Raw genomic sequence first — 25,731 nt, 5'->3', positions numbered from 1 at the left:
GGGGCGAACTCCTGTGCCGTGAGTCCGGGGGTGATAAATTAAGTCTATAGACGCGGAGTCAAGTCCGCGTAGGATATACAGGTTATCCCTTTGAAAGATTGTTTGGTTTTGGACGTTCATTTCATACTCCCTACAATCCGGCACCTGACAACTATCTCTTATTTTTTGACCGCTCCGAATGTGACCCCACGTAGCAGATGGCTCCGCATCAAGAAGGTGAAAACAGCAACGGGAAGCAGAAAGACAAATGTCCCTGCAGCGATTTTGCCCCAGTCCATACCGCTGGAACCTGTCGCACTCGTAATCGACGGAGGTGCGGTCACGGCTCTACCCCCGACCTCTGTGAGAACGAGCGCAAACGCGAACTCGTTCCACGCCGTAATGAGACAGAATACGGCAGTTGCAGCGATGCCTGTAACCGACTGCGGTAAAATCACCTTCAGAAAGGTTTGGAACCGTGAGTAGCCATCCACGAGCGCAGCGTCCTCGTATTCCTTTGGAATCTCGTCAATAAACCCCTTCATCAACCATACTGCAAACGAGACATTAAAGGTGGTGTAAAGCAAAATCAGCCCGAAATGTGTATCTCGCAATCCAAGTGCGCTATACATCAGATAGATCGGGATGACGACAACAACAGGCGGTAGCATCCGTGTGCTGAGGATAAAAAAGAGCAGGTCATCCTTTCCAGCGATGTCAAATCGAGAGAAAGCATAAGCCGCAAGCGTTCCAAGCCCAACGGCGAGAATCGTGCTACCACCACCGATGATAATACTATTGAGCAACTGATAAAAATATTTGGAGCCACCGTTCGCTAATGCAACGCAAATCGCTATCGTCCCAAAAACGCTCGGCAATACAAAAACAAGCCGCTGTTTCTTTATGGTTTGGGACGTTATACCGTTCGTCTTCTTGAACGGAGCTATCAGGAGATAGGCGATAACTGTGCCGATAATCAGCAGCAGAAAATTGAAACGGGCATCCGTTTGGAGACGGGTCTGCAGTGGTGATAGCGTCAGAAAACTGTAGAGACACGTTAAAACAAAGACAGTGTTCCAAATTAAGCCGAGATTTCGGAGCGACAAGACGCGAGGTAGCGTCCCCTTAAATAGGCTAAAAAAGCCGAAGAGGAGCAATCCTACAAACACCTCCGCTAAGAAGATATAGGTCACGTCCGGCACGCCCTCTGAGGGCATCAATTTCTGATAATTTTCCAGCGAGACCTCAAAAACGAACTTGGGAAGTTTCGTAGTAATATCCGCGAAACCTTTCAATGATGTTGCCAAAATCCAATAAATCGGCGTGATATAGATAATCACAGCCACAGCGACAAACGCTAATATGAGGTAGTGTCCAAAACGCTTCCGATTTCGCATGATGTCCCTATGCCTCTCCCTTGACGCGATTGAGGTATTTCACGTAGATATTGCTCAACGCAACGATAATAATGAGTAAAATGTATGCCATCGCACACGCTTTACCGGTATTGTAGTTCCTAAAAGCGAGCTTATAGAGATTCATTGATACAGTCTCTGTAGCAGTACCGGGTCCACCCTCACGCGTAAGGACATAGACGATGTCGAACATCTTGAAAGCATCCATCGTTCTAAACAGAAGCGCGATAAGTAGGAGAGGAGACACCAACGGCAGTGTAATCCACCGAAATTTGAACCATGCGGAGGCTCTATCGACATCGGCGGCTTCATAGAGGGATTTCGGAACCGCACTCAACCCTGCCAAAGCGATCAGCATCATGAAGGGGGACCACATCCATGTATCTACAATAACGACGGCTAACATCGCAACCTTCGGATTGGTCGTCCAACCGATAGGCGATTTTAGGAAGGGACTCAGGAAAAAATTCAGCAAACCGGCGTTATCCGAAGAGAGGATAAAACGCCAAAAGAGTCCGACGACCACGGGGGATAGCATCATCGGAAGCAGGAGCAACGTTGTAACGAAACCTTTATATCGGAAGTTCCGATTCAGGAGCAGTGCCAACCCGAACCCGATAAAGAATTGTGCGGCTACCGCGAGCAACACGAAGTAAGCTGTGGTTTGAAAGTAACCCCAGATCTCTGGATCAGCGAGGAGCCGTGAATAATTACGAACACCAATGAATCTTGGTGCTGTGGGCATAGAGGCTTTGTAACGATGGAAACTTAGGTATAGGGACCACAGCAGCGGAAAGATGTTCATCAAGATGAGCAAAATCATGGTGGGCATGATAAATGCCATCTTTAGTTGGTAGTCGCTCATCCCACGCGATGCTTGCGTTTTTACACGGGGGAAGGGGGTGGTGGTTTGCATATCTTTTTGGCTATCGGCTGTCGGCTATCGGCTGTCGGTAAGAGAGCCTTATGGCAGGGAAAATAAGCACAATTCCCACGTGCCGACTGCCGAAAGTGAGCGGAGCGAACGCCCCGGGAGCCGACTGCCGACCACCCTTTTTACTCGTCGTAGTAGCCTGCGTCTTCAAAGATCTCCTCATGCTTCCTCGCGATGGAATTCAACGCTTCCTTCGCGGACTTGATCCCAGAAATCGCTTCACTCCAATTTGTCTGACAGGTTTCCAAGAGTTCGGCATATTCCGGTACTGCCCAGAAATCGCGAAGGTATGGGAAACTCGCGGCGAAAGCCTCGTTGAAGGGTGTTGCCGTCTTAAAGGTATCCGATTGTAATACCTCTTTGTGCGGTGTGAAACCCCCAAGCATCGCCCATTTCTCCTGAACAGGCTTCTGCATAAACCATTTCATGTACTGCTTGGCGAGATCCTTGTTTTTAGAATATGAGGAAATGGACATACCTTGTCCACCGATGCTAATATAGTGTCCTTTCGGACCGGCGGGTGCGATAAAGAAACCGCTCTTATCGTGGGATATCTTATTCACTTCTGGATTAATCACTGCGGGGAAAAAGGCGAAGTAATTCATCGCCATCGCGACCTTACCAGAGTTGTAAGCATTCAGTGTTTCTGCCCAATAGTAATTCGGCGCATCGGGTGGTGAGAACTTGAGTAGGTCGGTGTAAAATTCGAGTGCTTTGGCAGCATCTTCCGTGTTGATATATCCATCAACCTTGTAATTCTCTGGATCGCCATAAGCACCCCCAAAACTCCACATCACCTGCTGGAAACCCATCGTGATACCGTCGTATTCCTTGCTATACCACGTCGCGATACCGTAGAGGTCCTGATCTGGACGCGTAAAGAATTCGGCGATATCGCGGAGTTGGCTGTATGTTTTCGGTGGGGCAAGTACGTAGCCATACTTCGTTTGGAATGCCTTCATTTCGTTTGGGTCTTCAAACAGGTCTTTCCTGTAGACGTATCCAGCGGCATCCACCTCTGCGGGCAATGCCCAATATGTTCCGCTACCTTTCGGATACTCAGCAAACGCTGTCATTGCGGGACCGTAGATAGAAGCCACATCAATGTTTTCATTAATCCAATCGGTTAGGTTGATGTAGTTTTTACCTTGAGAGTTCCTACCGAGCCATTGGCTATCGCCGATGACAATATCGTAAAGATCGCTTTTTCCCACAAAAGCCGTGAAAACCTTATCTTGGAAATTGGGCCACGGAATTTGGATTACATCCACAGCAATGCCGGTTTCGGCGGTAAAGTCTTTTGAGAGTTCCTGCAAATAATTAGCCGGATCCCATTCTGCCCAGACAATGGTTAAGGATTGGGATTGATGGTTATCGGCTTTCGGGGCACTAACAAACGCAAGTGCAAGTATTAGTGCTAAGACAAGACTTATGCGAACACTTTTCATGTTTTTTGTCCTCCGTATAAAGATCATGCGAGTTGTTATCAGCACTAAGAGCATCTAATACGCGGTTCAGTGCTTTAACCAAACATTATAAACGGAGTCCAAAATTTTTGCAAGAAAATTTGTTTGCAGTGTAGGTGCAAGGGTCGAACCGACCTAACTGCTTTTATCTAAGTGGAGTGTTTGTTAAAGCTCACCGATGCAGAACACGGTATTCTTTGCTTCCAAACTCCGAATTTCGGAATAGTGGTAAACTTGGGTGACTTCCACTCCATTTTCAATGATGGCAGTGGGACGTTCGATGACGAAGTCAGCGAAGTGCGGTGCGTTGAAAGCAACGTAAGCGAGGCTGAACATCTCAATCTGCGGATCGTATCGCTTTGACAGATCTGGAAATAGAACAATTCCTGTATCAACTTGATAGATGCCTGCATTTTTATCTATGTTCATTGTTTTAACGGGACACTCGATAATTGCTCGCTGCTGTGTATTGGTATCCCATATTTCTGTGTGCGTTACGATGGGTAGACATTTTTGTGTCGCCTCAAAAATGGCTGCGTTGCTATCAAGGACTTGGACCGGCGATGCCTTTTGAACATCAAATAGGGCACCTCCCCAATAATCCTGTGCAGGCCTATACTCGACATAGTTATCGTTGCAGTAAGCATGCCTTCTGAATACGGCTATATGTTCTTTGCCAAAAACAGGGAGGAAGTCATAGTTTGGGTTTATGAAGAGGTTTTTCTCGGCAAAGGTGTGTTCACTCTTACACGAACCACATTGGTAATAATCTCTGAAACTTCCATCTGTGTTATCTATTATGCGGCATCGAGATTCGACCCAAAAGCGGGGTGCATTCCCGTTGCCAACAGAGTTGATGAAAGAGAGTCCATAATCAAGGCAATTCATTGATTTTCCTTTCGGTGCGGTCTATGATTCATTAAACCCATTTTAGCCCAACAGCATTCACCTGTCAATCGGAATTTCTTTAGGACTTACGCAGTTTTCTGATGACCCCTCACGGATCACACCCCGCTGGCGAGGTTTAAAACCTCGCCAGCGAAGGGAGCTGCGTAATTCCTACTCTTGTTTCATCTACCCTATTTTTGCTTTGTGTTGAAAGGTTTCATGGTAAGAATTTATTCTCTTTTTTCTTGACATCCCGCGCACTTTGTGATTAACTATAGGTAAGGACGTTAGCGAGTTGACACTCATTTTTTTCACCAAAAGGAACGATCAATGACAACACAAGAATTGTATGACCTTATGTCAAAAGGGTTTGACGACATCAAAGCCGAAATGAAACGAGGCTTTGATCAAGTCAACAGCAGAATCGCCGGCGTTGAAAACCGAATCGACAATGTTGACAAACGAATCGACAGTGTTGACAACCGATTGCGAAACGTTGAAACTGATATTGCAGAATTGAAAGGCAGACGGTTGGCATTCAGAGAATTGATACCGATCGGTTGTGCTGTCATTGCCGTTATTGTCTCTATTATTGCTTTGGTGAAATAAGAACCTTTCTTGTTCACGTGCTTTCACGTTACACTTCTACCGGGTCGTGTTCTTCTGTTTTTCGGAGTATGATATTTCCACCGATAGAACGGAGCCGCAGGAGCGATCCGCCACCATTGATGGTTCCGTATAATTGATCAGGTTTGACGGCACCTTCCATCTCCGCTACCACTGGGAATTCCGTTGTCACTGAACCCCCGAGCACTTTTGCTTCTACCGTCGCAGCAATGTCCGGAACGAGCGAGACATTTATACCCCCACCAGCTGTCTCCAAATCCAGCAGCAAGTTTTGGCGTGAAGATGCCTCTTGGAGTTGGCAGCGAATGGAACCGCCAGTCGTTTTCGCAAGGACAGGTCCATCGTTTTCTACCTCTATACCGCCACCAGCAGTTTTCAGGTCTGCGCCCCCTTTGCAGCCACGCAACGTGATACCACCACCGGAGGTTTTTCCATTGATAGCCCCCGTGACATCAGTAATCTGGAGGCTTCCGCCTGTGGTTTTGGTTTTTACATCGCCAATCCCGTCCTCAAGCGCAATATTTCCAGCCGTCGTTTGAAGGAGCGCGTCTCCATTAAATTCCTTGAGATTGATGTCCCCAACTGAGGTTACGCCATCAATGCGTCCGGTAATATCTTGAAAACGGAGGCCAGCACTGAACGTTTCTGCCTTTACGTCCCCTGTCATATTCGCGACAGAAATGTCGTCACATGCAGTTTTCAAATCAAGATTATAGTGCCGTGGTACGAGGATATCAAACTGAACATCAAGATCGTTTTTCCGCTTCTTCCACCGTTTTGCGTTTCCAGTGAACTTCGCCTCAATTTTAACATCGGGACCTTCATGCGCTATCTGAACATCAAGATTCTTGAGGATTTCCGCTGCCCGTCGATTCGCCTTTATCTGCGCGGCGCGTTGAATGCGTACCGAGACGGTATCGTCCTCTGTGCTCTGTACGTCAATCCCGCCGCAGTCAGCGTCAATCGTTAGTTTCCCACCGGAAACGACAGAAAATGTCTCGGCGATGTCTTCCAGCGTACTTTCAGTTAGGAAGTCCGGCACAGCCTTGCGAATCAGATCCCCAAATGGTTTATCTGACAGTTCTTCCGTCAGATTTTCCATGAATCGTTTTCCGAAAAAACTGTCGAGCCATCCTTTGAAATCTGTAGTCGTATCCAATTCCTCATTGAGATACGCTGCGAGTTGATGACAGGCAATTCCGATTTGACTGAAGGACGCATCTTCGTGAAGTTCGTCAAAAAGTCCGTCAGGGACCGCGTCGAGTCCATTCAAGCGCGTAAGCACATTATTGAATTGAATGATGCACCGCGCTTCGCCACCGTTGAATGTCCCCGTCAACGCCGCATCCTCTGCGATCTTCGCGGTGTGCTCCAGCATGTGAAAAAGTCCTTTGAGTTCTTGTTGTCTTTGCTGTTCCATATTTTTTAACTATGGCCTCCTGGACACCGCTCTATTACATTACGCGGTGGTTTCTGGTGAATTCTAACTGGGTTTGGGTTAAAGTGACCGAAGTTTCCATCTTTTTTACCACTTACGCAGTCTATTCTTTTGTAGCATAATCTGTTAGATTGTGCATCATAGCACGCAGCCCAACAGACTATGCTACGGAACATTTTTGAATAATGAACCATTTCAACAAAAAAAGATTATTACATATCCTCACTGTAGCCGTGTCTTTCCAAAATTGTTTTGAGCAGCTCTTTCGCTTTATGGAGCCGCCACTTCACTGTTGTCAGCGGGAGAGATAGGAATTCAGCCATCCGTTTCTGCGGCATCTCTGCCCAATAATAAAGTTCAATAACCTCTTTAAAGTCTGTGGGTAACTCCTGAATCGCGTCCCTGATCCCCTGTTCTGTCAATTCACGCGTCACAATGTCAGCGGGATCCGCAGCTGATGTATCCGCTGTCCTATTTAAGTAAGGCTCCATATCCTCTTGCGGCTCATAGCGACTCATGCTTTTGTAGTACCGCAAAGCACGGTTACGAGTAATTGAATGGAGCCACGCCCCAAACCGGTTCAGATCAGCAAGTTGTGGGAGTGCTTCAAAAGCCCGTAGAAACGCATCCTGCACAACATCCTCTGCGTCGGTCGGATTCCGAACAATTTGTCGCGCGATCGTCAGCATAGCACGCCGGTAGCGGTTTACCAACACGTCAAATGCCTGCGTATTCCCAGCAAGTGCGGCAACGACTAATTCAGCATCATTCGCATCGATTAATTCGAGATTGTGTGATATCGGTTCGCAAGCATCGTCTATAGGCATGAAAACTCTCCCTTCTTGCCTATTAGAGACATGACCACACCAGAAGGATAGTAGAAAATGTATTTTCCGTAAAAAGGAGTGAGTAGTCGTGCGTGGGAAAAAGAAAGAGTATTTAACCGCCTTTCCAAGACGTAGGCATGTCACAGGTCCAGCGGTTTTGTTTCCATGAGTTACGAAGTAGGTCTATAGAGCATCACCAAACAACCGCCGAGTGCAGCGAGCAAGATGCCTGCAACAAACTGCCATCGGACGGCTCCCCAACCACCCGCTGGTGGATGTGACAGTGTCGCAATGACAGCGTTCACAATCGGAGCACCGGCAAAAACAATGGACATCACGACAGCAGGTCTACCACCTGCTCCAAAGGCGAGTAGAACACCGAATGCACCAATCGAACCAACAAGCCCTGCGAGGAACGACCAAGAAACACCCTTCCCTGTAAATTGCCAATCAGACCCATTAAAGATGAGCATCAGAGCAGAACCGATGACCGCTGCGAGAAGGTAGGCAAGTCCCACAAAGAGAAACGCTTTGTAACGCCCATGCACAGGGTCCGCCATAGCCACCTGTCCCTGATGTAGAAAAACACCATAAAGCCCCCACGACGACACGGTCATGAAAACAAAAATTAGCCATGCTTTAGTCATAATTGATTTCCTTTTTGATTTTCTGTAGTAAGGGCACTTCGGAAGCGCGCCAGCAATTGAAACACTAAGTATACTTCTCAAAGACTTTCAGGAGTTGTTCTGCTACGACTGCATCGTTAAACTTCTGGTGCACGTTGACTTTCCCGGTTTCCCCAAGGGACTCACGCCGGTCAGTATCGTTAAGGAGTTCTATGAGACCCGCCGCGACTGCTTCAGCGGATTCCGGCTCAACGAGAATTCCGCCCTCGGTGGCACCAATCATCTCAGGAAACGTGCCATGTTGGGGTTGGACAACCGGTACGCCGTTGGCAAGTGATTCTATGATGGACAATCCTTTGGACTCTCGGTAAACGGTGGGAACAGAAAAAACATGTAAACGGTTGAGGAAATCAATCTTTTGGGTGCGTGTTACCTCACCATGGTGCACGAAACTGTTCGCCAAGTCCCATTCATGAATCTGATTCACGAGTTCCTCAAGATAGGGTTCATCCTTCTTTCCAAGGTATCCAGCGACATGCAGTTGAACGTTATCGGCACCGAACGCCTCCGCGACGATATGGAACGCATCTACTAAGATGTGTAATCCCTTTTCAGGGCAGATACGCGCCAAATAACCAATAATGAAGGGAGGCGGTTCCGATTTCTGAACAGGTGTCCCGTGTCCATCCATGTTTAATCCCAGCGGGACCACGTCAATTCTATCAACAGAAACGTTAAGATACGCGTCTGCCATAAATTGTGCGTAGTATTGACAGGGTGCCACAAAACCATCTGGATCCTCAGCACGTTCTCGGAGAAGTGCTAACGCTTCTGTTTTGTACGGCTCAATGAGATCTTGCAGAAAGATGTCTTCACCTTGAAGTGCGCAGATAACCGGTACATCTAAAGCCTTCTTTATTTCTCTCGTGAAACCGACAAGCATGGAATTGGTGAGGTAGACTATATCCGGCTTATTCTCTTCGGCAAGCCATCTCACTAATTTTGCCAATTCCTTCTTTTGATATCCTTGCTCGGCGCGGAGCATAGATACTGTGAGTTCTCCAAGATCATGGGCATCTGTTGCGCTGCTGAAGCGTGCCAATCCGTTCAACAATGTTGGATTGTCGAGCAGTTTGTCTAATGCCCACGGTGTCCGCCGAAAAATGGAAAGTTTCTGCTGCAAATAGACGTTAACACCTCCGAAAAAGACGCGATCCATGCTCACATTTACCTCATCTGTTCGGGTGGGTGTATAGGTTGGAATCAGGGAAACGTTATGCCCTTGCTGCTTCAAGACCGTGGCTACCATATTGTCGTGGATACAAGTTCCGCAGTACATGCCAGCAGCCCCTGCAGTAATATAAGCGACTTTCATATTTTCTGTAAGAAAGTGAAATGGTTTTCCTCTGTTAAGCGATGGTTTGTAAATGCGACGTTGTGAAACTCATGTATTCCCAAGGGCACAGCAGGAGCATAGACGCACAAACTTTAAAGGTATAGTATACCAGATTCCCCAAAAAAAGTCATTTTTATTTTCCTCTTACGTGGAGACATCAGGCTTTAGGAGGTTCGTTACCACAGCAAATATATGGGACGCTGGCAAAGAAATTTGCTTTTTCCCTGTAATTGTGGTATTATTAATATTTGGATTTAATCGATACTCTAAAAGACATGAAGAAAGGAGACAGACACAATGTCACGAGTCTGTACGATCTGTAGCAAACGCCCGATGACAGGGAATCAGATTAGTAAATCACGACGGCATACAAAAAGGCGTTGGCTTCCAAACCTTCAACGGGTCCGTATCCAAACAGCGGAAGGAACAAGACGGGTTCGTGTTTGCGCGAAATGCCTACGAAGCGGGAAAGTTACTAAAGTTATCTCAGGGATGCCTCAAATTGTATAGAGAGCTGCGATTTGGAAATTACCGCTACTGAGAAAAATTTAGGACTTGCGGTTGACGCGCTGTACACCTTTTAAGTGTCGAATCGCTTGCATGACTTCATCCAGCTGCTGAGCACCTGTCACATCTATCGTCAAATTATCAGAGGCTTCAGAATCAATATGAACGGCGGAAGGCTGAAAGGTACCGCTGCGGATATTCACCTTGGACTGCGCGATAGCAGTAGTGATTTCACCGAGCATACCGGGGCGGTCATTGCACTCGACGAGGATTTTAACAGGATAGATAGGTGGTGGGTGATCGTCATTTTCAGAGAGCGGTTTTTCAAGCCATTTGACATCTAAAAGTCGTTCCGGTTCATCAAGGATGCGGATACAGCCTGCTCTATGGACAGAAACGCCGCGTCCCCGTGTGAGGTAACCGACGACCTGATCTCCCGGAATCGGGTTACAGCACTTCATAATCCGCATCATACCTAAGTCTATATCGTTTTCAAGTTGGATAGCCGGTGGTGAATCTTTCTTTCGCCTCGATTCAATCTCTTCTGCAGGTTTTGTTTCAGGTTTCGGGACCTCAGGCTTCAACAAATTGACGACATGCGTAGCCGATTCATCCGCATTGCCAATCCGGACGAAAAGTTCCTCAAGATTTTTGAGTTTGAGTTGCTTCGCAATGTCAAGCAGTTTCGGAGAATTGAGATAATCACGCGAATTAAGATAGGAAACCCTTAACTCCGCAGCGAGCAATTTCTTGCCCAATTCCAATGCCTCAGCCTTATCCTTTTCACGAAACCAGTGATTGATTTTAGTCCGTGCCGTGGCCGTTTTAACATACGACAACCAACTCCGGCTCGGTCTTCCATTCGGCTGTGTCCGAATATTGACCTGATCCCCGTTCTCAAGCACACGTCGAATCGGTGCAACAGCACCGTTGACCTCCGCGCCGACACACGTGTGCCCAACATCCGTATGAATTTTATAAGCAAAATCGATCGCCGTCGCGCCAGCGGGTAACTTAAAGAGATCTCCTTTCGGCGAAAAGACATAAACCTCATCTTGGAAAAGTTCCAACTTCATGGATTCTACGAAATGATGGGGACTATCTTGTGCCTCTTGTATGTCCTCAAGTATCTGCTTATAACTCGCGAAAATAGAACGCCCCTGTTGGCTCCTCGGTAACCCTTCCTTATAACTCCAATGCGCAGCAATGCCATCTTCAGCAATCTTATGCATCTGATACGTGCGAACCTGGATTTCAATAGGTCTGCCATTATCAACAATCGTGGTATGGAGGGACTGATACCCATTTTTCTTCGGCTGTCCGATCCAATCTCGAAGTCTATCGGGATGGTAATTCCATTTGTTATGAAGCGCGCCGAGGGCGATGTAGCAATCCGCTTCGGTTTTAACGAGGATCCGAAGACCAATTAAGTCCTGAATTTCACTAAAGGGTGTCTTCTTCTGTTGCATCTTCTGGTGGATACTATAGATATGCTTCGTTCTACCGTGGACATCGGCAAAAACATTGCGTTTTTCGAGTTCGCCGCGAATCTGCTTAACCATCTTCTCGCAGTACGCCTCTCGTTCAGTGAGTTTCTGGTTCAGGAGTTCGGCAATTTTTCGGTATTCGATGGGATAGAGATGCTTAAATGCCAAGTCTTCAAGGCGGCCCATGATACGCCAAAGCCCCAATCGATGTGCGATCGGGGCGTAAATTTCCAACGTCTCTTTTGCAATGCGTTGACATTTCTCGCTTGAGAGGAACTCCAGCGTTTCCATGTTATGAAGTCGATCCGCGAGTTTAATGAGGATGACCCGCATGTCTTCCGCTGTCGCTAACAGGAGTTTCCGGTAGGTCTCGGCTTGGCGTTTCCGATGAACTCGCTGTTCAACTGTGTTTTTAGCAGCCGGGGCTTGGGAAGCGATACCGAGTTTATACTGTCCGATCTTTGTGACACCCTCGACGAGATTGGCGATATTGGCACCGAACCGTACTTGCATCTCTTCGCGCGTGATACCTGTATCCTCAAGGACATCGTGCATGAGTCCGGCACAGATTGTGTGTGTATCTAATCGGAGTTCAGCGAGTATCCCAGCGGTTTTGAGACAATGCGTAAAGTAAGGTTCCCCAGATTTTCGTCGTTGCCCCTTATGTGCCTTTTGCGCGAAACGGTAGCAACGCTCCAGAAGTTCAACTTCTGCATCCGGGTTATAGGTTTGAATCTGACTGATTAGCGATTTGACACTCATTTTCTTGACGCAAAAGTATGCGCTCCCACATAGATTCGATGTTCTCTTTTAGTTGAAACTCTATAAAAGACGGACTTGTCTGTTTTATCCACTCCCCTCTCAGATAAGTCGGAGAATGAGACAAGTCACTTTTCTGAGCAGGAAGAAGTTGGACGAGTCTGTGCCCTGGTTCCCCATCCCGTGTAATACACTGCAATTCCTCAAAGATAGCGAGTCCAGTTTGAAGTGCTGGTAGTGCTTCGAGTCCGCCATTCAGCATTTCCGCTTCAGGGTATCCTTCCGCACCGTTGGCTTGTATAGTCTTCCGTATATTTCCATACAACCGACGCAATTCGTCATCCGTCGGATACTTTTTAGAGATCCAATTGTGCATCTCTACTTCATCCGTCTCACTATAGATGAGATGCAAATAAGAGGTCTCAGTCGTCCCAAAAGCGGGTTCACAACGTTTTAAAAAGAGATTCTCGCTTGGTGCGAGGTGACAGAAAACAACGTGCTTAACAAAGGGAAACGCATCCAAATCCGAAAAGGTGCTACTCGACGTTATTGTTCGGAGTTCACCCTTCTCTAATTGTTCCAATAACGCTGCTTCTTCCGCCTCGGATGTTGTATCATCGTGCCGCGCGATCCCTTCAATGTTCTCCGGTAGGAGCCTTGTGAGCAGCAGCTCTAACATCTCTTCGTCTCGTACGTAAATTATACAAGATTCCTCTCGCGCAAGCAACTTTAAAAGGTAATTCTTTTTATTAACGTTCCGTTTGTCAACAAGTTTTACAGAAGACTCATCACTGAGCTTGGGAAATACATCCCACTTCATGTCCCTGCCTTCGGAGTGGACCTCCCAGTCGTCAAGGATGAGTTGTACGGAATAGGTGCCTTGCCACTCGTTAATTTGGGGTGAAAAGGCGATATCGAGCGACATATTGGGGCGTCTGAAAGTGATAAGCTTTTCACCTGCCCCCCATTCAAGGGCACACCGTTTTACCTTACCATCGCTGACGAACATTCGCAGATGGTTTTTGTCTTTTCCGATTTGGGAGGGTCTGCCATCAACTTTGACGCGTCGTGCACCAAAAACGGGTGATGGATTGTCCTTTCCAAAAGGCTCAAATTGTTCAAGCTCCTTTAGCATGTCTAACGTCAAAAGCGAAAGATGTGTTTCAAACTCAAGGTCCAACTTGGGTTGCAGTGCTTCCTCAGCCAGGTGTTCACAAGCGTATGTGTTGAAAGCCGTTTTGAATTTGGGGATATTTTTTGTCTTGAGCGTCAATCCAGCTGCTGCGGCATGTCCACCGTGTTTCACGAGTAATTCTGTGCAGCTGACGAGACTGTCTGCGAGGTTCATTCCATCAATACAACGCCCTGACCCAGTCGCTTCATCGCCGTTAATTGCAAGGACAATGACAGGTTTGTAATAGGTTTCTTTCAAACGGGAGGCAACGATGCCGACAACACCTTGTGCTTTTTCGTTCCACTTATCACTGGCAACAACAATCCCCTTCGTGTCATCTTCTACCTCTTTCTCGATTATCTCTTGTGCTTGTTCCTGGATTTGCCTTTCCAAATCTTGTCGCCTCTGATTTGCCTCGTTGAGTTGAGAGGCAATACGAGTTGCAACATCATCGGAATCGGTGGTAAGGAGGTCAACCACTTTGTGGGCGGTATCCATCCGTCCAGCGGCATTGATACGGGGTCCCAATTTATAAGAGAGCGAGTACCCATCAAGAGACTTGTCAATTTTATGGCCGGCGGCTTCGCATAAAGCATTAATCCCCGGACGTTCGCGTTTGTTAAGTTCGGCAAGTCCCAAACGGCTCAAAACCCGATTTTCCCCAGTCAACGATGCAATGTCCACAACTGTCCCCAACGCTACCAGATCAAGCAGTGATTCAAGGAACGCTCCATCATCTTCTATCAACCCCTGTGCCAATTTGAAGGCTAAACCGACACCAGCAAGTTCGGTATAAGGATATTCGTTCCCTGGAACCTTCGGTGAAATCAGGGCGTGCGCCGGTGGCTGTTCCGCCTCCGGTTGGTGGTGATCCGTGATGATAACATCCATACCGAGCTGATTGGCTAACGCGACCTCCTTGACCGACGTGATGCCACAGTCTACAGTAATTAGCAATTTTGCCTTGTTCTCTTGGTGAATTTTCTTTACCGTGTCCTCGCTTAGTCCGTAACCCTCTCCAAACCGATTCGGAATATAGTAGTTGGCGGGAACATCTATGTGGCGGAATACGTTGAGCAACAGCGCGGTTGCGGTAGTGCCATCGGTATCATAATCACCATAGATACAGATTTTCTCACCGCGTGCGATTGCTTTGCGTATCCGTTCTATAGCTTTGTCCATATCCGCTAATTTAAAGGGACAATGTAGTGCTTCAAAAGTTGGGTGAAGGTAGGTGTGCGCTTCGGTAGCAGTTTTTATCCCACGATTGATAAGCAGTTGCGCGGCGAGCAGAGAGATACCGAGTTCCGATGCCAATGCTAAACTGCTCTCAAAATCTGAATTTCTGAATTGCCACTTCTTGGAGGAGGGCTTTTTCATGATTGTTCCTACCGGTGTTGAGACGGAAAACCTGCACTTTGCAATAGAGTGGGACTTATAAGCAACAATTTTCGATTATGACATACTATCACAAAAACTTTTGATTTGTCAAATTTTTTGCGATGTCACTCTATTTTTCCTTTACCGGTAAGAACACTTCGTAAACGCGACAGGAGTATAAGCAAGGCGTTAATCTGAAACTGGAACTTCAAAACTTTCTTGGGTTCGCATGTCGAATACTGTTGCCCCTGGGGGTGGCTCAATGGAAAATCGGGATTCAGGAATAGGTTCATTAATCCGAATGTTTGTGAATTGCACCGTTGTGGTGGTGGCATCGGTTTTCGTGTCGGTTTCCACGTCAATTACAGTCGTAACCGATTTGGCAGATTCCGGGAACCAGAGGTCAGGCGCGACCTCTTTGAACTTGGAATCCTTCGTTATAGCAATCATGGGATTGGCAAACACATAACGTTCGGGCCGGTAACTTTTCTTAGGGTTCAGCCACAATTCTATCGCGACACCATACGCATTTCCTTTGATATGGTAGACATCACTCTCGTCGAAACGCACCTCTTTAATACTTTCGACCTCAAGTTCATCAATAAGCATTACGAGAGATTCTTTTCCACCACCACTGAGATCCCATCCCCAGAAGCGTGGATCATCAAATGGGTCATCGACGATTTCGCTTCTGCGACTCAGCACAATACCGTTAAATGTTTCCCGGAGTGTCTCAAAAGTTTCGCCATCATAAGCGTATTGCTGAGTTCCTGTAATTGGAATGTTCCGGTCAGGTTCGTACTGAATAACATCTCGTGTGACAACGCATCTCATTTTACGTCCAGAAAACTCGAAAGTTCCTTTCCATGTACCGCTGGGAGCACGTTCCATTTCAGGGAGTCCATCGGAGGCGACACTGGTAGTCTCCCGAAAAAAGTCAACACGTCCGCTTTCAAGCAGGCTATCGTAATAGGCGATTCCTTCGCGGATGAGTTGAAGCAGCTCTCCTTCACTTTTTGACAGCACGGGCGAGGCTGTCGCTTCTTCAATTTCAGCAAGCACCTCGGGATCTATCTCGCTTCGGATTAAGGGAATCTGGGAATTTGAACTATCTTCATAAGATTGGTTCGACTCCGCATCGAAATGATAGAGTCCTATGGTGTGAGTATCTGCGGTGAATGTCTTTGTCGGCACGGCGTAGTTTCCTTTGTAGCGGACGACGCTGCTGATCCGCAACTCGTCAATATAGACCCCTGAGGCGAAACGTGCTTTGAATCCAGGCATCATTGGGATTCCCGATATAACTGGGATACCCCCAAGCACAAGACGATTTTCATTTGGGGCTGGCAGTTCGCTCCCATCAACTCCTTCTGCAATATAACCGTCGCTGCCAACAGTAGCGCCTCTGTTGATTGTTGCTACGTAATGGACCCATTGACGAATTGGCAGGTTACCCCTCATCGTCCCTGAATGTTCAGTCGTTCCTTGCGACAAGATACCGGGTTCTGTATCCAGAATACCGTCTTCGTCCTCGTCCACGGGCGTTCCAATAAGGAAACAGTTGAAACGGTCTGTTTGACCTACAAGTGAAAAGATAACTTGCTTGGACAACGGCTCGTCTACGTAGATCCACGCTTCAATCGTGAGTTCGCCGGTCAGTTCTGGAAACCACGGCGCGTCCGTTTGGACTTGCCCGAGTTTAGGGTTCAGTTCAAGCCAACCGCCACCAGCAGGTGACGGTTCGTGTGGTGCTGCGAACAACATGATCGGAGTCATTAAAATGCCAATTAGAATTGCACTTGTGATAGTTTTCATGGGATAGCTCCTTATGTATTTTTAGAGGGTTCAAGCGCGAAATGCTTTTACTTTGCAACAAAAGCAAAAATCGGAATCTTGACAAGGCGCATCTTTGGGTGGTTCGTCTGGAGTTGAACTTCGCCTTTCAGCACACCCTTTGCTAAAATTGATGGTAATATTAGCGTTAAGTGATAGCGGTTACTGTCGGCTTGCCGTTTTACTGTAATTGTTCCGATATCAGCTTCGATCTTTTCAATCTGGAGTTCGGTACCCGTTAAATTTTTAAGCACTAATACCTTTGTATTTTCTTCGGTAGAATTAATGCTCCCGAAGAAAAATTGGGTGGGCGCGAGTGTGTAAGACTGATTCACTTCCCCCGATATGGGTAGCGTGATAGCTTTCATCTCTCCTTTGTGATCAATGTATTCAACCGTGAGTTTTTCGTTAAACATGCCTCTCGGCATCTGTTCGCTTTCAAAATTCAGTTCAATATCCGCAGTGCGCCACGGATAAACGACGTTGTCGCTACGGAGAACGGGTTGAATCCATTCCTGTGAACTCTTAATATTCTGAATCATCAGAGATGTCTCGCGCGGGTTTTTAAGTCCGACAATCTTCTTTGGCTGTGATGCCCCAATGCTTTCCACATAGATGTTCTCAGGGACAAAGACAACAGGAAACTCCCCAGCACGTCCGAAAGAGATAAAAGTGTACGGACGCTGCGGTGTATCCGTTTGAATATGGACAGTCATAAAAGATGTCCTATAGACTGCAACTGCAGTCGAACCGATCCCCAAAACAGCACCTTTCCCGGCAGGAATGACGCTTGTCTTTGGCTCAGCGATAACCGTATGTCACGTATTCCCTGCGACAGAGATGATTTGTATCGGTGCCTCGCTTCGATTTTTAAGTCGGACAGGAAACTGATAGCCTGCTAAGTCTTGCTCCGCAAAACCGCGCTGCAGTGTGATTAAGGCATCTAAATCCAACAACGTGGGTGACACATTTAAAACCGGTTGCCTTTGCTGACGTTGGCTTCCCGAGAGGGCAAGTACCCGTCCCGTCCAGAGGTCCAAAAATTGATCTCGGGAGACAACAGTAGCTGCCTGATATAGCAACCTATTGGGTGTATCAAAGAGGCGCGCCCACTTTTTGTTTGCGTACTCAACGACAATGAAATGACCAGCAGTAGAGTCCGCATTTGCAGGGTGTTCGTCCTCAAATGTAGTCTTGAGGTGCGCGATGACCGGCGTTTTAAATGCCCGGAGTTCTTCATAAGTGAGATTATGCTCTCGCAATTCGAGTCCGATTTCCTCGGCAGTGTCAATGAGATTCGTGAAATCGGTGTCATGATGTCCCTCAGTTTTCTGAATGAGCATGTTTTCGACTTGCGCCAGTGATACTTGGATGCCTAAGATGTTGGCAAGATGGTAAAGGCTGGTAACATCAGAAGTCTGTTTGTCCTCAGCGGCGAAAGCGATCGGGAGGACAATTAGGATGATAAGAAGGGAGATGACTAAGACTTTCATAGTTTCTCCTTTTACCTGTAAAAAGTGGAAGTTATTTCATCACTTCTACCCGTGCTTCTTCTCCAAGCGAGATGTGAAACAGACCGCGTTGTTCGGTAGCAATGTAAAGTCTGTCGTTGCTAACGATGAGGGATATAACTTTACCCGGAACCTCTGGAGAAATCTGTTGCCACTCGGTTTTTAAGCGATAGACTCCTGTCTCGCCAGCACCATAAACGGTGGCACTGTTTAAAGCGAATCGGTCTATAACAATACGCGTACCCATTGTATCGGTTATCACGCGCCAGTCTTCTCCATTCTGTGAGGATAAAACGCCTTTATCAGTTGCGACATAAACCGTTGCGCCTGCAAAGACTATTTCATTGAAGCGGGTAAAATGAAGCAGAAGATTTGATGTAATCTCCTTCCAACTGTCTCCGCCATCAAACGATTGAAAGAGTTTGCCATCCCGCTTACCCACATAGACAGTTTCCGCTGAAACCGCTAACTTGAACCCCTTATCCAATTCGCTATCAGGTTGTTCACTGGTATCTATCAGACCTGTGTTTCTCCATTCCCGTCTACCGGGTTCCCAACTGAAAAGCCGTCGCTGGCATTCCATGTAGAATACTCCGGCACTGACAGCAAATCCTCCAGCTTCCCAATGTTTTTTTCTAAAATACAACGTAACAGGCACGCTATCGCTTTCTTCATGACCATCAGACGAGTGATCCTGTTTCACTTCTTCAACGCTCGTCCATAACTCATAAGCTAAGGCTTTTCTTGTCCACACATTAAAAGATGGTGATCGCCTTGCAAAAGCGGGTATCTTGTGAACAGGAACAAACGCATTACTATTTAGAGGTAAATGGAAAACGCGTAAGTCGTCTTCTTCAGGTATAATTCCATAAAGAGCGTTGTTAGTTGCTACCAACCTTGAATCAAGCGAGAAATCGCCTTGAGGCTGTTCCTTTTTTTCGGACTTAAGGATAACACCGCCCGAATTAATCGGAACGTTTTTCCACGACGTACCCCCGTCGGTTGATTGGAAAATGTCGCTGCCAGTGTGCATGTAGAGTCTGTCATTGAACGCCACTAAATCCTGCATTCTGGTACCTGCCATCCCGCTCATAAATGGTTGCCACGATTCACCCGCATCAGTTGTCCGATGAACACCGGATGCACTAACATTGTAAAACGTATTCTCATCTATCGCCACAGTTGAAAAGTTATCCAGCGTAAACAAATTTCTGTCGAATCCGAGGTCTGTCCAAGTTTGTCCGCCATCCGTTGAGCGTAATTCAGCGACACCGAGCAGCAAGAGTGTCTCACCGGCAACCACAAGTTTTATACCCGTTGGTGTTCTTACAAACGGAGACCTGTTTTTCGGTGTTACCTCAGTCCACGACGCCCCCAAATCAGTCGAATAGAAAATTTTACTTGAACTCGCGTTGTAACCGCGCACTATTTGCCCGGCATCCTTTAACCTTGATTCAAGCAGTCCTAAAGTAAAAAGATCGTGACCTGTTACGACATAGAGGTTATTCTCATGACTTACTAAGGAATGAATAACCTCGGACGCAGCCACGGACAATTGCTCCCAAGTGCCTGAATTGAGGCGATAAAGTCCCATGTTTGTGCCAGCAAATACTGTATTCCCTATTGCAGCTACCGCCGTAATCGTTTGATCTATCAGTCCATTGTTAAGAAGTCTCCATTGTGCGCCAGCATCGGTAGAGCGGAAGATGCCTTTATCTTCAAGGGCGAGATACATTGCCTGATGGGATTGTGATCCGTGTCCTTGTGCCTCATCTGTTATGATCAATCCAATAGCACGCCCCTTTGGTCGCGGACATAATTCATTCCATGTTTCGCCATCGTTAGTTGAAGTAAACACTTCATCAGTAGAGACAATATAGAGCGTATTCTCAAACTCTGCCATAGGCATCGCGGACTCACTAATTGGAACGCTGGTGTCGATGAGTGCCCAGGCAGTTGCCTCTGCTGTCAATCTGTAGATGCCTGATGGTGTAGCGGCGTAAAGCGTTTTTTCAGGTGTAACAAAGATGTTAAGGGCAGTGCCACCTTGCGGTCCATCTGTTTGGGTCCACTGTGAAGTAGAAAACTTGGCGGAATCTTCCAGTGTATTGGCTGCTAAAACTGTCTCAGAAACTTGTAGACCGTTTCCACTATTTTTACTCGGGATAGAAGCACGTCCGGCTTGATTTCGTACAGCTGGTTTTGCGTCAATATCAAGCGTAATATAGGCATCAATGATTTCAATCGTGGGTTCAGATTGTGCTTCAAAACTATATGGCTGTTGAAAACGGGCGAGGTATTGATTGCTAACACCGAGCAATAACATAATCAAGACGGCAGCTGCGCCAAAAGCCGCCCACGGTAGCAGCGGTTTCCCTACTGGAGAGAGTGTCTGTTTTATATCAGCAACTTGTTGCATAATGCTCTCGGTGAGATTGGCAGGTAAGTGGATATTCCCAAGCGTTTCGCTAATCAAGAGCTGCTCTTCCTTCCGTAAACGCTTTTTCGCTCGCCGAAGCCGACTTTTAATCGTGTTCACCGACACGCCTAAAAACTTCCCAATCTCCTTTGCTGTCATTTCACCGAGATAATAGAGTGTCACGACTGTGCGTTCACTCTCTGGCAATTTTTGGAGAAGCCTTTGGACGATTTCATAATGACGATCAGAGACCTCTGACTCACGTTGCTCCGATATATAATGCGTATAAGAAGATTGCTCTATCTCTTCCATAGATGTGTCTTCCAACGATTGCATCACCGACGTATTTTTTTCGCTCCAATTAATGCAAAGCCGATTTGCGATGACATAAAGCCATCCAGCAAATAGGTTGGGATCTTTCAGTGTTGCGAGGCTTTTGTATACGCGGAGAAAGGTGTCCTGCGTAATCTCCTCAGCAATATGGAAATCCCCAATTTTCCGCCATACAAGCGCATGGACACTTTTTTGGTGCTTCTGAACCAAAATACTGAATGCCTCGTCATCACCTGATAAAATTCTGCGAATTAGTTGAACATCGTTTTCTACCATCAGGATTCTCCACGATTAATGCGTAGCGTTGAAACCGTGTAAATTTAAAATGCTGCTTTACCCTTTATAATTAAAAGACCAGAATTTGATTGGAAAAGGGTGCATAATTTGAAAGAATTGTAATAATTCCAATTTTACAATAAAATCTGAAAATATGTTGACATTTTTGGAGACAAGGTTCCTCCATGCTCCGCTGGTGCTGGCGAGGTTCCTTAAATTCGCCTACCGACAACCGATAACTCTCACTGTGAGGCAAACTGATAACTAATATGGAAGAGATTTTTAACCCCGATTCGTTCTAAAAAGTGAAAGGTTCTGGTATTGTCAGAAATATAACTTGACAAAATAAATCGTTTATGGTATTATTATAGTGTCCTGAATCGCAACTCAGCAGACACAGCAAAAAATCCGCCATATATGACGATGTTTTTGCAACGCCTTCATCAAGGAGGACTAACCTCATCCATTGAGCGAAGTCGCCCCTACATGGTATGGAGATTCTTATTGTAAATCAAGCGGAAAGGAGTTTTCCAACATGACGTATGTGATTTGCGAACCCTGCGTTGACGTTAAGGATAGTTCGTGCGTTGATGTGTGTCCAGTGGACTGCATTCACCCCCTACCCGACGCTGACGAGTTCGAGGAATTTAATCAGCTCTACATCGACCCAGAAGAGTGCATCGATTGCGGTGTATGCGAACCCGAATGCCCCGTCGAGGCTATCTTCATGGAAGAAGATGTCCCTGAAGAATGGGAAGAGTACATCGAAATCAATGCGGAATACTTTGAATAACGGATAGTAGAAGCAATCCTTCGATCGCGACTCACTGAACGGTTGTTGATTTGCGGGACCGCCTGCGGTCGCACAAATTAGCAACCGTTTTTTTTCTAATTTCTAAACGGAAAGCCGTTTTGAGAAGCCATCATGCAGCAATTTCAACCAACTCGCATTGAAAGAACCCGTACAAGTCTGAAAATCGAATGGAAAGATTCGCACCAAAGCGAATTGTCCTACCGCCTTCTCCGCCAAAAATGCCCCTGTGCCCGTTGCGATGCCATGCGAACAGGAAAAGACCCCTTCTATATTGTACTCTCTGATGACTTTTTTGAAAATTTACGCCTTGTGGATATTCAGCGAGTCGGACGCTATGCAGTGCGTTTGGCGTGGAGTGATGGACACCGTACTGGAATTTATACTTTTGAATTTTTGCGCGAGTTGAGTGAAGCACAGCGGTAATTTGATCCAAGCTGCGCCCTTCAAATAAAGACTATTACTCCCACCATATATCTAATTTTTTTTAAATTGCATTTAACCTTTGCGCCGTTCTCTGTGAAGATATCACATTTAGATGTCTTCTCTTTACTTATCTATTTGCTTAAGTCTACCCCAGAGCGTTGTCTGCTTCTCCGAACTCGGCGATACAGAGAGAAATCCTTCCGGTACCCACTCAGGACCATCAGATACTAACTCTCTCGTTGCCTCAATCGGGTCTCCACCGTCACCGTCACCGTCTGCTGTATTCGCTATACAAATAACTGAGTTAGCAAAAAACTCTTCTGCCATAACCACTTTCCCCTCAAGGAGTTTTTCTGGCGGTTGAACTAAAAGATATGCGATCCATTTTCCACTCGGCGACCATGTAGGATCAAAGATTGATACGAGGCCTTTATACAACCGAGTGAGTTGACGCATGTTTTTCCCATCTTTGTCAACACTGAAAAGAGCTTTTCCGCCGACAGCATCTCCTCGTGGAACAAAAGCAATTTCTTTGCCATCCGGTGACCAGGCGCATCCCGTAGAAAATGTATCTGCGAGCTGCCGCCTCCCTTTCCCTTCAGCAGTCATCACAAAAAGAGAGGATTTTGAGATAAAGGCGATCCATCGGCTATCTGGGGACCAAGCCGGTCTTTTGCACTTCCCTTGATTCGTTAGTCGCATCACATTTTTTGCATTCGCATCCATTCTGTAGAGGTCTATCTCCCCCGCGCGATTTGAGGCGAATGCGATCCATTTTCCATTCGGCGACCATGCAGGCCACCAATCGTTCCCATCATCAAAGGTCAACCGACGATGTGTGTTCGTTCTCACATCCATTACGTAAATATCAGGGTCCCCATTTCGATTGGACCTATAGGCAAGCGAGTGTCCGTCAGGGGACCAGGTGAGGTGGCCTATGGATTCCTCTACCGTCAGTGTTTGAAAGAGTTCCCCTCGGGTATTTATGAGTTGGATAGAACGTCTGTCCTCTCTCGTGACAAAAGAGATGACATCCCTCTCAATCGCCCAACCATTACTGACGAACAAACTGCTATTTAGCAGGAACGCCATTCCTAACACCACATAAGTGCATGTGCGTTTCATATCAACAATCCCTTCTATTTCGGTTTCCTCATAAAAAAAGTGAAGGAAACAAATGCCACATGTTCCGCGCACGATTTGCTAAAGGTCCGCCCGACTCAAATTGCAGTAATTTAGGGCTTTACAATGAGATGAGGTCTGCACCTAAAAAAATAGGCGAGGTTGAAAACCTCACCAACGGCAGAAATATAGAAGATGTCCAGGGCACTACTCTGATAACAAACGAGAGACGAGATAACAGTTCGGCGTTTTTTGGGTAGCACCGAGTTCTTTACTAAGGTCCTGACACACTCTCCAGTAACGCGTATAATTAAGTGGACGGAATTGGCGGCGTTTTCCGATGAAGGTTTTGTGGCAACAGGCTAACTCATTGCTGTTTTGAATTGGGTATCCCCAGACGCGGCAGATGACCGGACGGTGTTCATAAACGGAGCAGACACCCCCGATGAGCATAGGGCATTCGCCTTCAGGTGTGCCTTTCACCACTTCAATCGCTTTCATACCGGCATCCGGCATTATATCTTCAGCATCGTAACCGTGCGCTTTTAATTTTCTGATGCTCCGTTCCGCTTTTCGGCGAATATACGTGCGGAGTTCGGCAGGGAGGGCTTCCAACCCTACCTTCAGATCACGAGCTTCAACCTCACTTATCGCCATTGTTGAGGTGTTTCGGCAGCAGGAAAAGCAGTCAGAAGGGCACGGCACGCCTCCCGACTCCGCGCGCAAGCGTTCAACATCGCGTTGGATTTCATCGACGAGTTCGTAATACGCTTCCATAGTAGCTCCTAACCTACGGAAAAGCTGTGGATAGCATGCCGAAAGATAACGACCTTTGCGCCGTTCTCTAAAATGAGCTTAATCTCATACGGACTGACCCAATCTATAGTCCCGCGAAACATTTCACCTTCGCGAAGGTTAACCTGAATCGGGGTGCCATTTTTTCGGGCGTGTTGAACGGCTTCCGTATCAATCTCAGGTGCCTGTGCGTCAGGTGCAAGTTGCGTCAATTGCTGTGCCTTCACAGCGTCATCAATAGCAACAGAAGCCTGAACCCTTTCCGCGTCAACATCTTTATAGCAGTATTTAACATCTGCTTTCGCGACGTGCTGTTTCTTTCCATTGCTGTTGAGCGTCAAGGTAGAGAGCGTCATTTCAAGGACGGTAGCAGGCATCTGCCCCTGTTTATACAACGCGAAAAACATAGACGTTTCAAAATTAATCTGCTTGAGAATGTAAAGGTCACCAAAGCTGAGTTGCTTTGAAGACGGGGCTTGTTCTTCTCGTGCTTGTGCTGTGGAATCGTCAGTATCTCTCGGTGAGGTGTGTTGAGGCTCTGTTTTGGACCCAGAAGGTGCTGCGGGTGTATTGCGGTCTCGGCGACTCCGAACGGGTCTTGATTTATCGTTTTCGCGATTCGTATCGGTTAGTGCCTCATCACTGAGAAATTGTCCCTGATTCTGAGCAGGGAAGCCAGCATAACCCCGTGGAATAATTGCTTTTCCCTGCCGCAGCCATCGGCGTTCTGTCGGTGTCAATAAGACTTCGACATTTTGGGCAACGAGTCCCTTCTCGCCTTCAATAATGTTGTATTTTACGCGCTGCCCGACACGGAGTTCTTCATATTCGGGCTGCTTAATCGCGGAGCTGTGTAAGAAGACATCAGCGTCACTGCTATCTTGCGCGATAAACCCGAAGCCTTTATCGAAATTGTAATACTTAATCCGTCCTGTAGGCATTATATGCTCCTGTGGTCTTGTCCCTTTTCAGACGGGTGACGTTAACCATTCGCGTTCCTGCGCGAGCATTCCTTTTTTCACAAGGGGAGCCTGTAAGCGAGTCCCCAAATCTGTCAGAGCCGTTCAACTTGTTGTAACCTCGTACACTTCAATGTATCCGAGCAACGGTTAGATCACAACTCCTTATTGTAAAAGCACCAGAAAGCCATATACTTAATAGCACTGCAAAATGTAAGGTTTTTCTTGACACAACACTCTTGCTCTTTTATAATAGAGCGAACCTCATCTCGCTTTATAGAAAGCACCGCCTTATAAGATCGAAAAGAGAGGCAAATTGCCAAGACACTATATATTAAATCAT

The 25,731-nt window shown here is 46.8% G+C and carries 21 protein-coding genes; 4 read left to right on the top strand and 17 right to left on the bottom strand.

What is annotated here, in order from left to right:
- Nucleotides 1–158: 158 nt before the first annotated feature.
- From OXH39_22030 to OXH39_22015, 4 genes are all read right to left on the bottom strand, one after another.
- On the bottom strand, nt 159–1,376 hold the full coding sequence (locus OXH39_22030; GenBank protein MCY3553148.1) for a carbohydrate ABC transporter permease: 1,218 nt from the start codon (nt 1,374–1,376) through the stop codon (nt 159–161).
- 7 nt (nt 1,377–1,383) lie between these two features.
- Nucleotides 1,384–2,310 carry a sugar ABC transporter permease gene (locus OXH39_22025; GenBank protein MCY3553147.1) on the bottom strand — a complete coding sequence of 309 codons (927 nt, stop codon included), beginning with the start codon at nt 2,308–2,310 and terminating at the stop codon, nt 1,384–1,386.
- A gap of 140 nt (nt 2,311–2,450) precedes the next feature.
- Nucleotides 2,451–3,776: an extracellular solute-binding protein gene (locus OXH39_22020; GenBank protein ID MCY3553146.1), complete on the bottom strand. Its 1,326-nt coding sequence runs from the start codon at nt 3,774–3,776 to the stop codon at nt 2,451–2,453.
- Between the two features lie 183 nt (nt 3,777–3,959).
- A complete protein-coding gene (locus OXH39_22015) occupies nt 3,960–4,682 on the bottom strand; it encodes a hypothetical protein (GenBank protein MCY3553145.1) in 723 nt (240 codons plus the stop codon).
- A 330-nt stretch (nt 4,683–5,012) separates the two neighbouring features.
- Between OXH39_22015 and OXH39_22010 the strand changes: the two genes are divergently transcribed.
- On the top strand, nt 5,013–5,291 hold the full coding sequence (locus tag OXH39_22010) for a hypothetical protein (protein ID MCY3553144.1): 279 nt from the start codon (nt 5,013–5,015) through the stop codon (nt 5,289–5,291).
- Nucleotides 5,292–5,319: 28 nt separating this feature from the next.
- On the opposite strand, the gene OXH39_22005 is transcribed toward OXH39_22010, so the two are convergent.
- From OXH39_22005 to OXH39_21990, 4 genes are all read right to left on the bottom strand, one after another.
- Nucleotides 5,320–6,729 carry a DUF4097 family beta strand repeat-containing protein gene (locus OXH39_22005; GenBank protein MCY3553143.1) on the bottom strand — a complete coding sequence of 470 codons (1,410 nt, stop codon included), beginning with the start codon at nt 6,727–6,729 and terminating at the stop codon, nt 5,320–5,322.
- Between the two features lie 230 nt (nt 6,730–6,959).
- A complete protein-coding gene (locus OXH39_22000) occupies nt 6,960–7,574 on the bottom strand; it encodes an RNA polymerase sigma factor (GenBank protein ID MCY3553142.1) in 615 nt (204 codons plus the stop codon).
- Nucleotides 7,575–7,744: 170 nt separating this feature from the next.
- Nucleotides 7,745–8,221 (bottom strand): hypothetical protein, encoded by a 477-nt coding sequence (locus OXH39_21995; GenBank protein ID MCY3553141.1) that lies wholly within the window; start codon nt 8,219–8,221, stop codon nt 7,745–7,747.
- Nucleotides 8,222–8,285: 64 nt separating this feature from the next.
- Nucleotides 8,286–9,575 (bottom strand): glycosyltransferase family 4 protein, encoded by a 1,290-nt coding sequence (locus OXH39_21990; protein MCY3553140.1) that lies wholly within the window; start codon nt 9,573–9,575, stop codon nt 8,286–8,288.
- Nucleotides 9,576–9,893: 318 nt separating this feature from the next.
- On the opposite strand from OXH39_21990, the gene rpmB reads away from it, so the two are divergent.
- Nucleotides 9,894–10,106 (top strand): 50S ribosomal protein L28, encoded by a 213-nt coding sequence (gene rpmB / locus OXH39_21985; GenBank protein ID MCY3553139.1) that lies wholly within the window; start codon nt 9,894–9,896, stop codon nt 10,104–10,106.
- Nucleotides 10,107–10,144: 38 nt separating this feature from the next.
- Here rpmB and OXH39_21980 read toward each other — a convergent pair whose 3' ends face one another.
- From OXH39_21980 to OXH39_21955, 6 genes are all read right to left on the bottom strand, one after another.
- A complete protein-coding gene (locus tag OXH39_21980; protein ID MCY3553138.1) occupies nt 10,145–12,352 on the bottom strand; it encodes a bifunctional (p)ppGpp synthetase/guanosine-3',5'-bis(diphosphate) 3'-pyrophosphohydrolase in 2,208 nt (735 codons plus the stop codon).
- Nucleotides 12,312–14,903 (bottom strand): single-stranded-DNA-specific exonuclease RecJ, encoded by a 2,592-nt coding sequence (recJ, locus tag OXH39_21975; protein ID MCY3553137.1) that lies wholly within the window; start codon nt 14,901–14,903, stop codon nt 12,312–12,314. The genes OXH39_21980 and recJ overlap by 41 nt, the downstream gene beginning before the upstream one ends.
- Before the next feature lie 189 nt (nt 14,904–15,092).
- Nucleotides 15,093–16,718: a hypothetical protein gene (locus tag OXH39_21970; GenBank protein ID MCY3553136.1), complete on the bottom strand. Its 1,626-nt coding sequence runs from the start codon at nt 16,716–16,718 to the stop codon at nt 15,093–15,095.
- 47 nt (nt 16,719–16,765) lie between these two features.
- Nucleotides 16,766–17,452: a hypothetical protein gene (locus tag OXH39_21965; GenBank protein ID MCY3553135.1), complete on the bottom strand. Its 687-nt coding sequence runs from the start codon at nt 17,450–17,452 to the stop codon at nt 16,766–16,768.
- A gap of 102 nt (nt 17,453–17,554) precedes the next feature.
- On the bottom strand, nt 17,555–18,229 hold the full coding sequence (locus OXH39_21960; protein MCY3553134.1) for a cysteine peptidase family C39 domain-containing protein: 675 nt from the start codon (nt 18,227–18,229) through the stop codon (nt 17,555–17,557).
- A gap of 31 nt (nt 18,230–18,260) precedes the next feature.
- Nucleotides 18,261–21,275, bottom strand: a complete 3,015-nt coding sequence (locus OXH39_21955) for a sigma-70 family RNA polymerase sigma factor (protein ID MCY3553133.1) — start codon at nt 21,273–21,275, stop codon at nt 18,261–18,263.
- 535 nt (nt 21,276–21,810) lie between these two features.
- On the opposite strand from OXH39_21955, the gene OXH39_21950 reads away from it, so the two are divergent.
- Together OXH39_21950 and OXH39_21945 are read left to right on the top strand one after the other, a co-directional pair.
- Nucleotides 21,811–22,068: a 4Fe-4S binding protein gene (locus OXH39_21950; protein MCY3553132.1), complete on the top strand. Its 258-nt coding sequence runs from the start codon at nt 21,811–21,813 to the stop codon at nt 22,066–22,068.
- 132 nt (nt 22,069–22,200) lie between these two features.
- Nucleotides 22,201–22,512 (top strand): DUF971 domain-containing protein, encoded by a 312-nt coding sequence (locus OXH39_21945; GenBank protein ID MCY3553131.1) that lies wholly within the window; start codon nt 22,201–22,203, stop codon nt 22,510–22,512.
- Nucleotides 22,513–22,635: 123 nt separating this feature from the next.
- On the opposite strand, the gene OXH39_21940 is transcribed toward OXH39_21945, so the two are convergent.
- The 3 genes from OXH39_21940 to OXH39_21930 all read right to left on the bottom strand — a co-directional run bounded on the left by OXH39_21940 (nt 22,636) and on the right by OXH39_21930 (nt 25,370).
- Nucleotides 22,636–23,637, bottom strand: coding sequence for a DPP IV N-terminal domain-containing protein (locus OXH39_21940; GenBank protein MCY3553130.1), 1,002 nt, complete (start codon nt 23,635–23,637; stop codon nt 22,636–22,638).
- A 204-nt stretch (nt 23,638–23,841) separates the two neighbouring features.
- Nucleotides 23,842–24,411: a hypothetical protein gene (locus OXH39_21935; GenBank protein MCY3553129.1), complete on the bottom strand. Its 570-nt coding sequence runs from the start codon at nt 24,409–24,411 to the stop codon at nt 23,842–23,844.
- Nucleotides 24,412–24,419: 8 nt separating this feature from the next.
- Nucleotides 24,420–25,370 carry a cold shock domain-containing protein gene (locus tag OXH39_21930; GenBank protein ID MCY3553128.1) on the bottom strand — a complete coding sequence of 317 codons (951 nt, stop codon included), beginning with the start codon at nt 25,368–25,370 and terminating at the stop codon, nt 24,420–24,422.
- Between the last annotated feature and the right edge of the window lie 361 nt (nt 25,371–25,731).

This window comes from Candidatus Poribacteria bacterium, from assembly GCA_026702755.1.
Lineage (GTDB): Bacteria > Poribacteria > WGA-4E > WGA-4E > WGA-3G > WGA-3G.
Note: the sequence above shows the minus strand (reverse complement) of the source record. Positions and strands in the feature narration are given on the sequence as shown.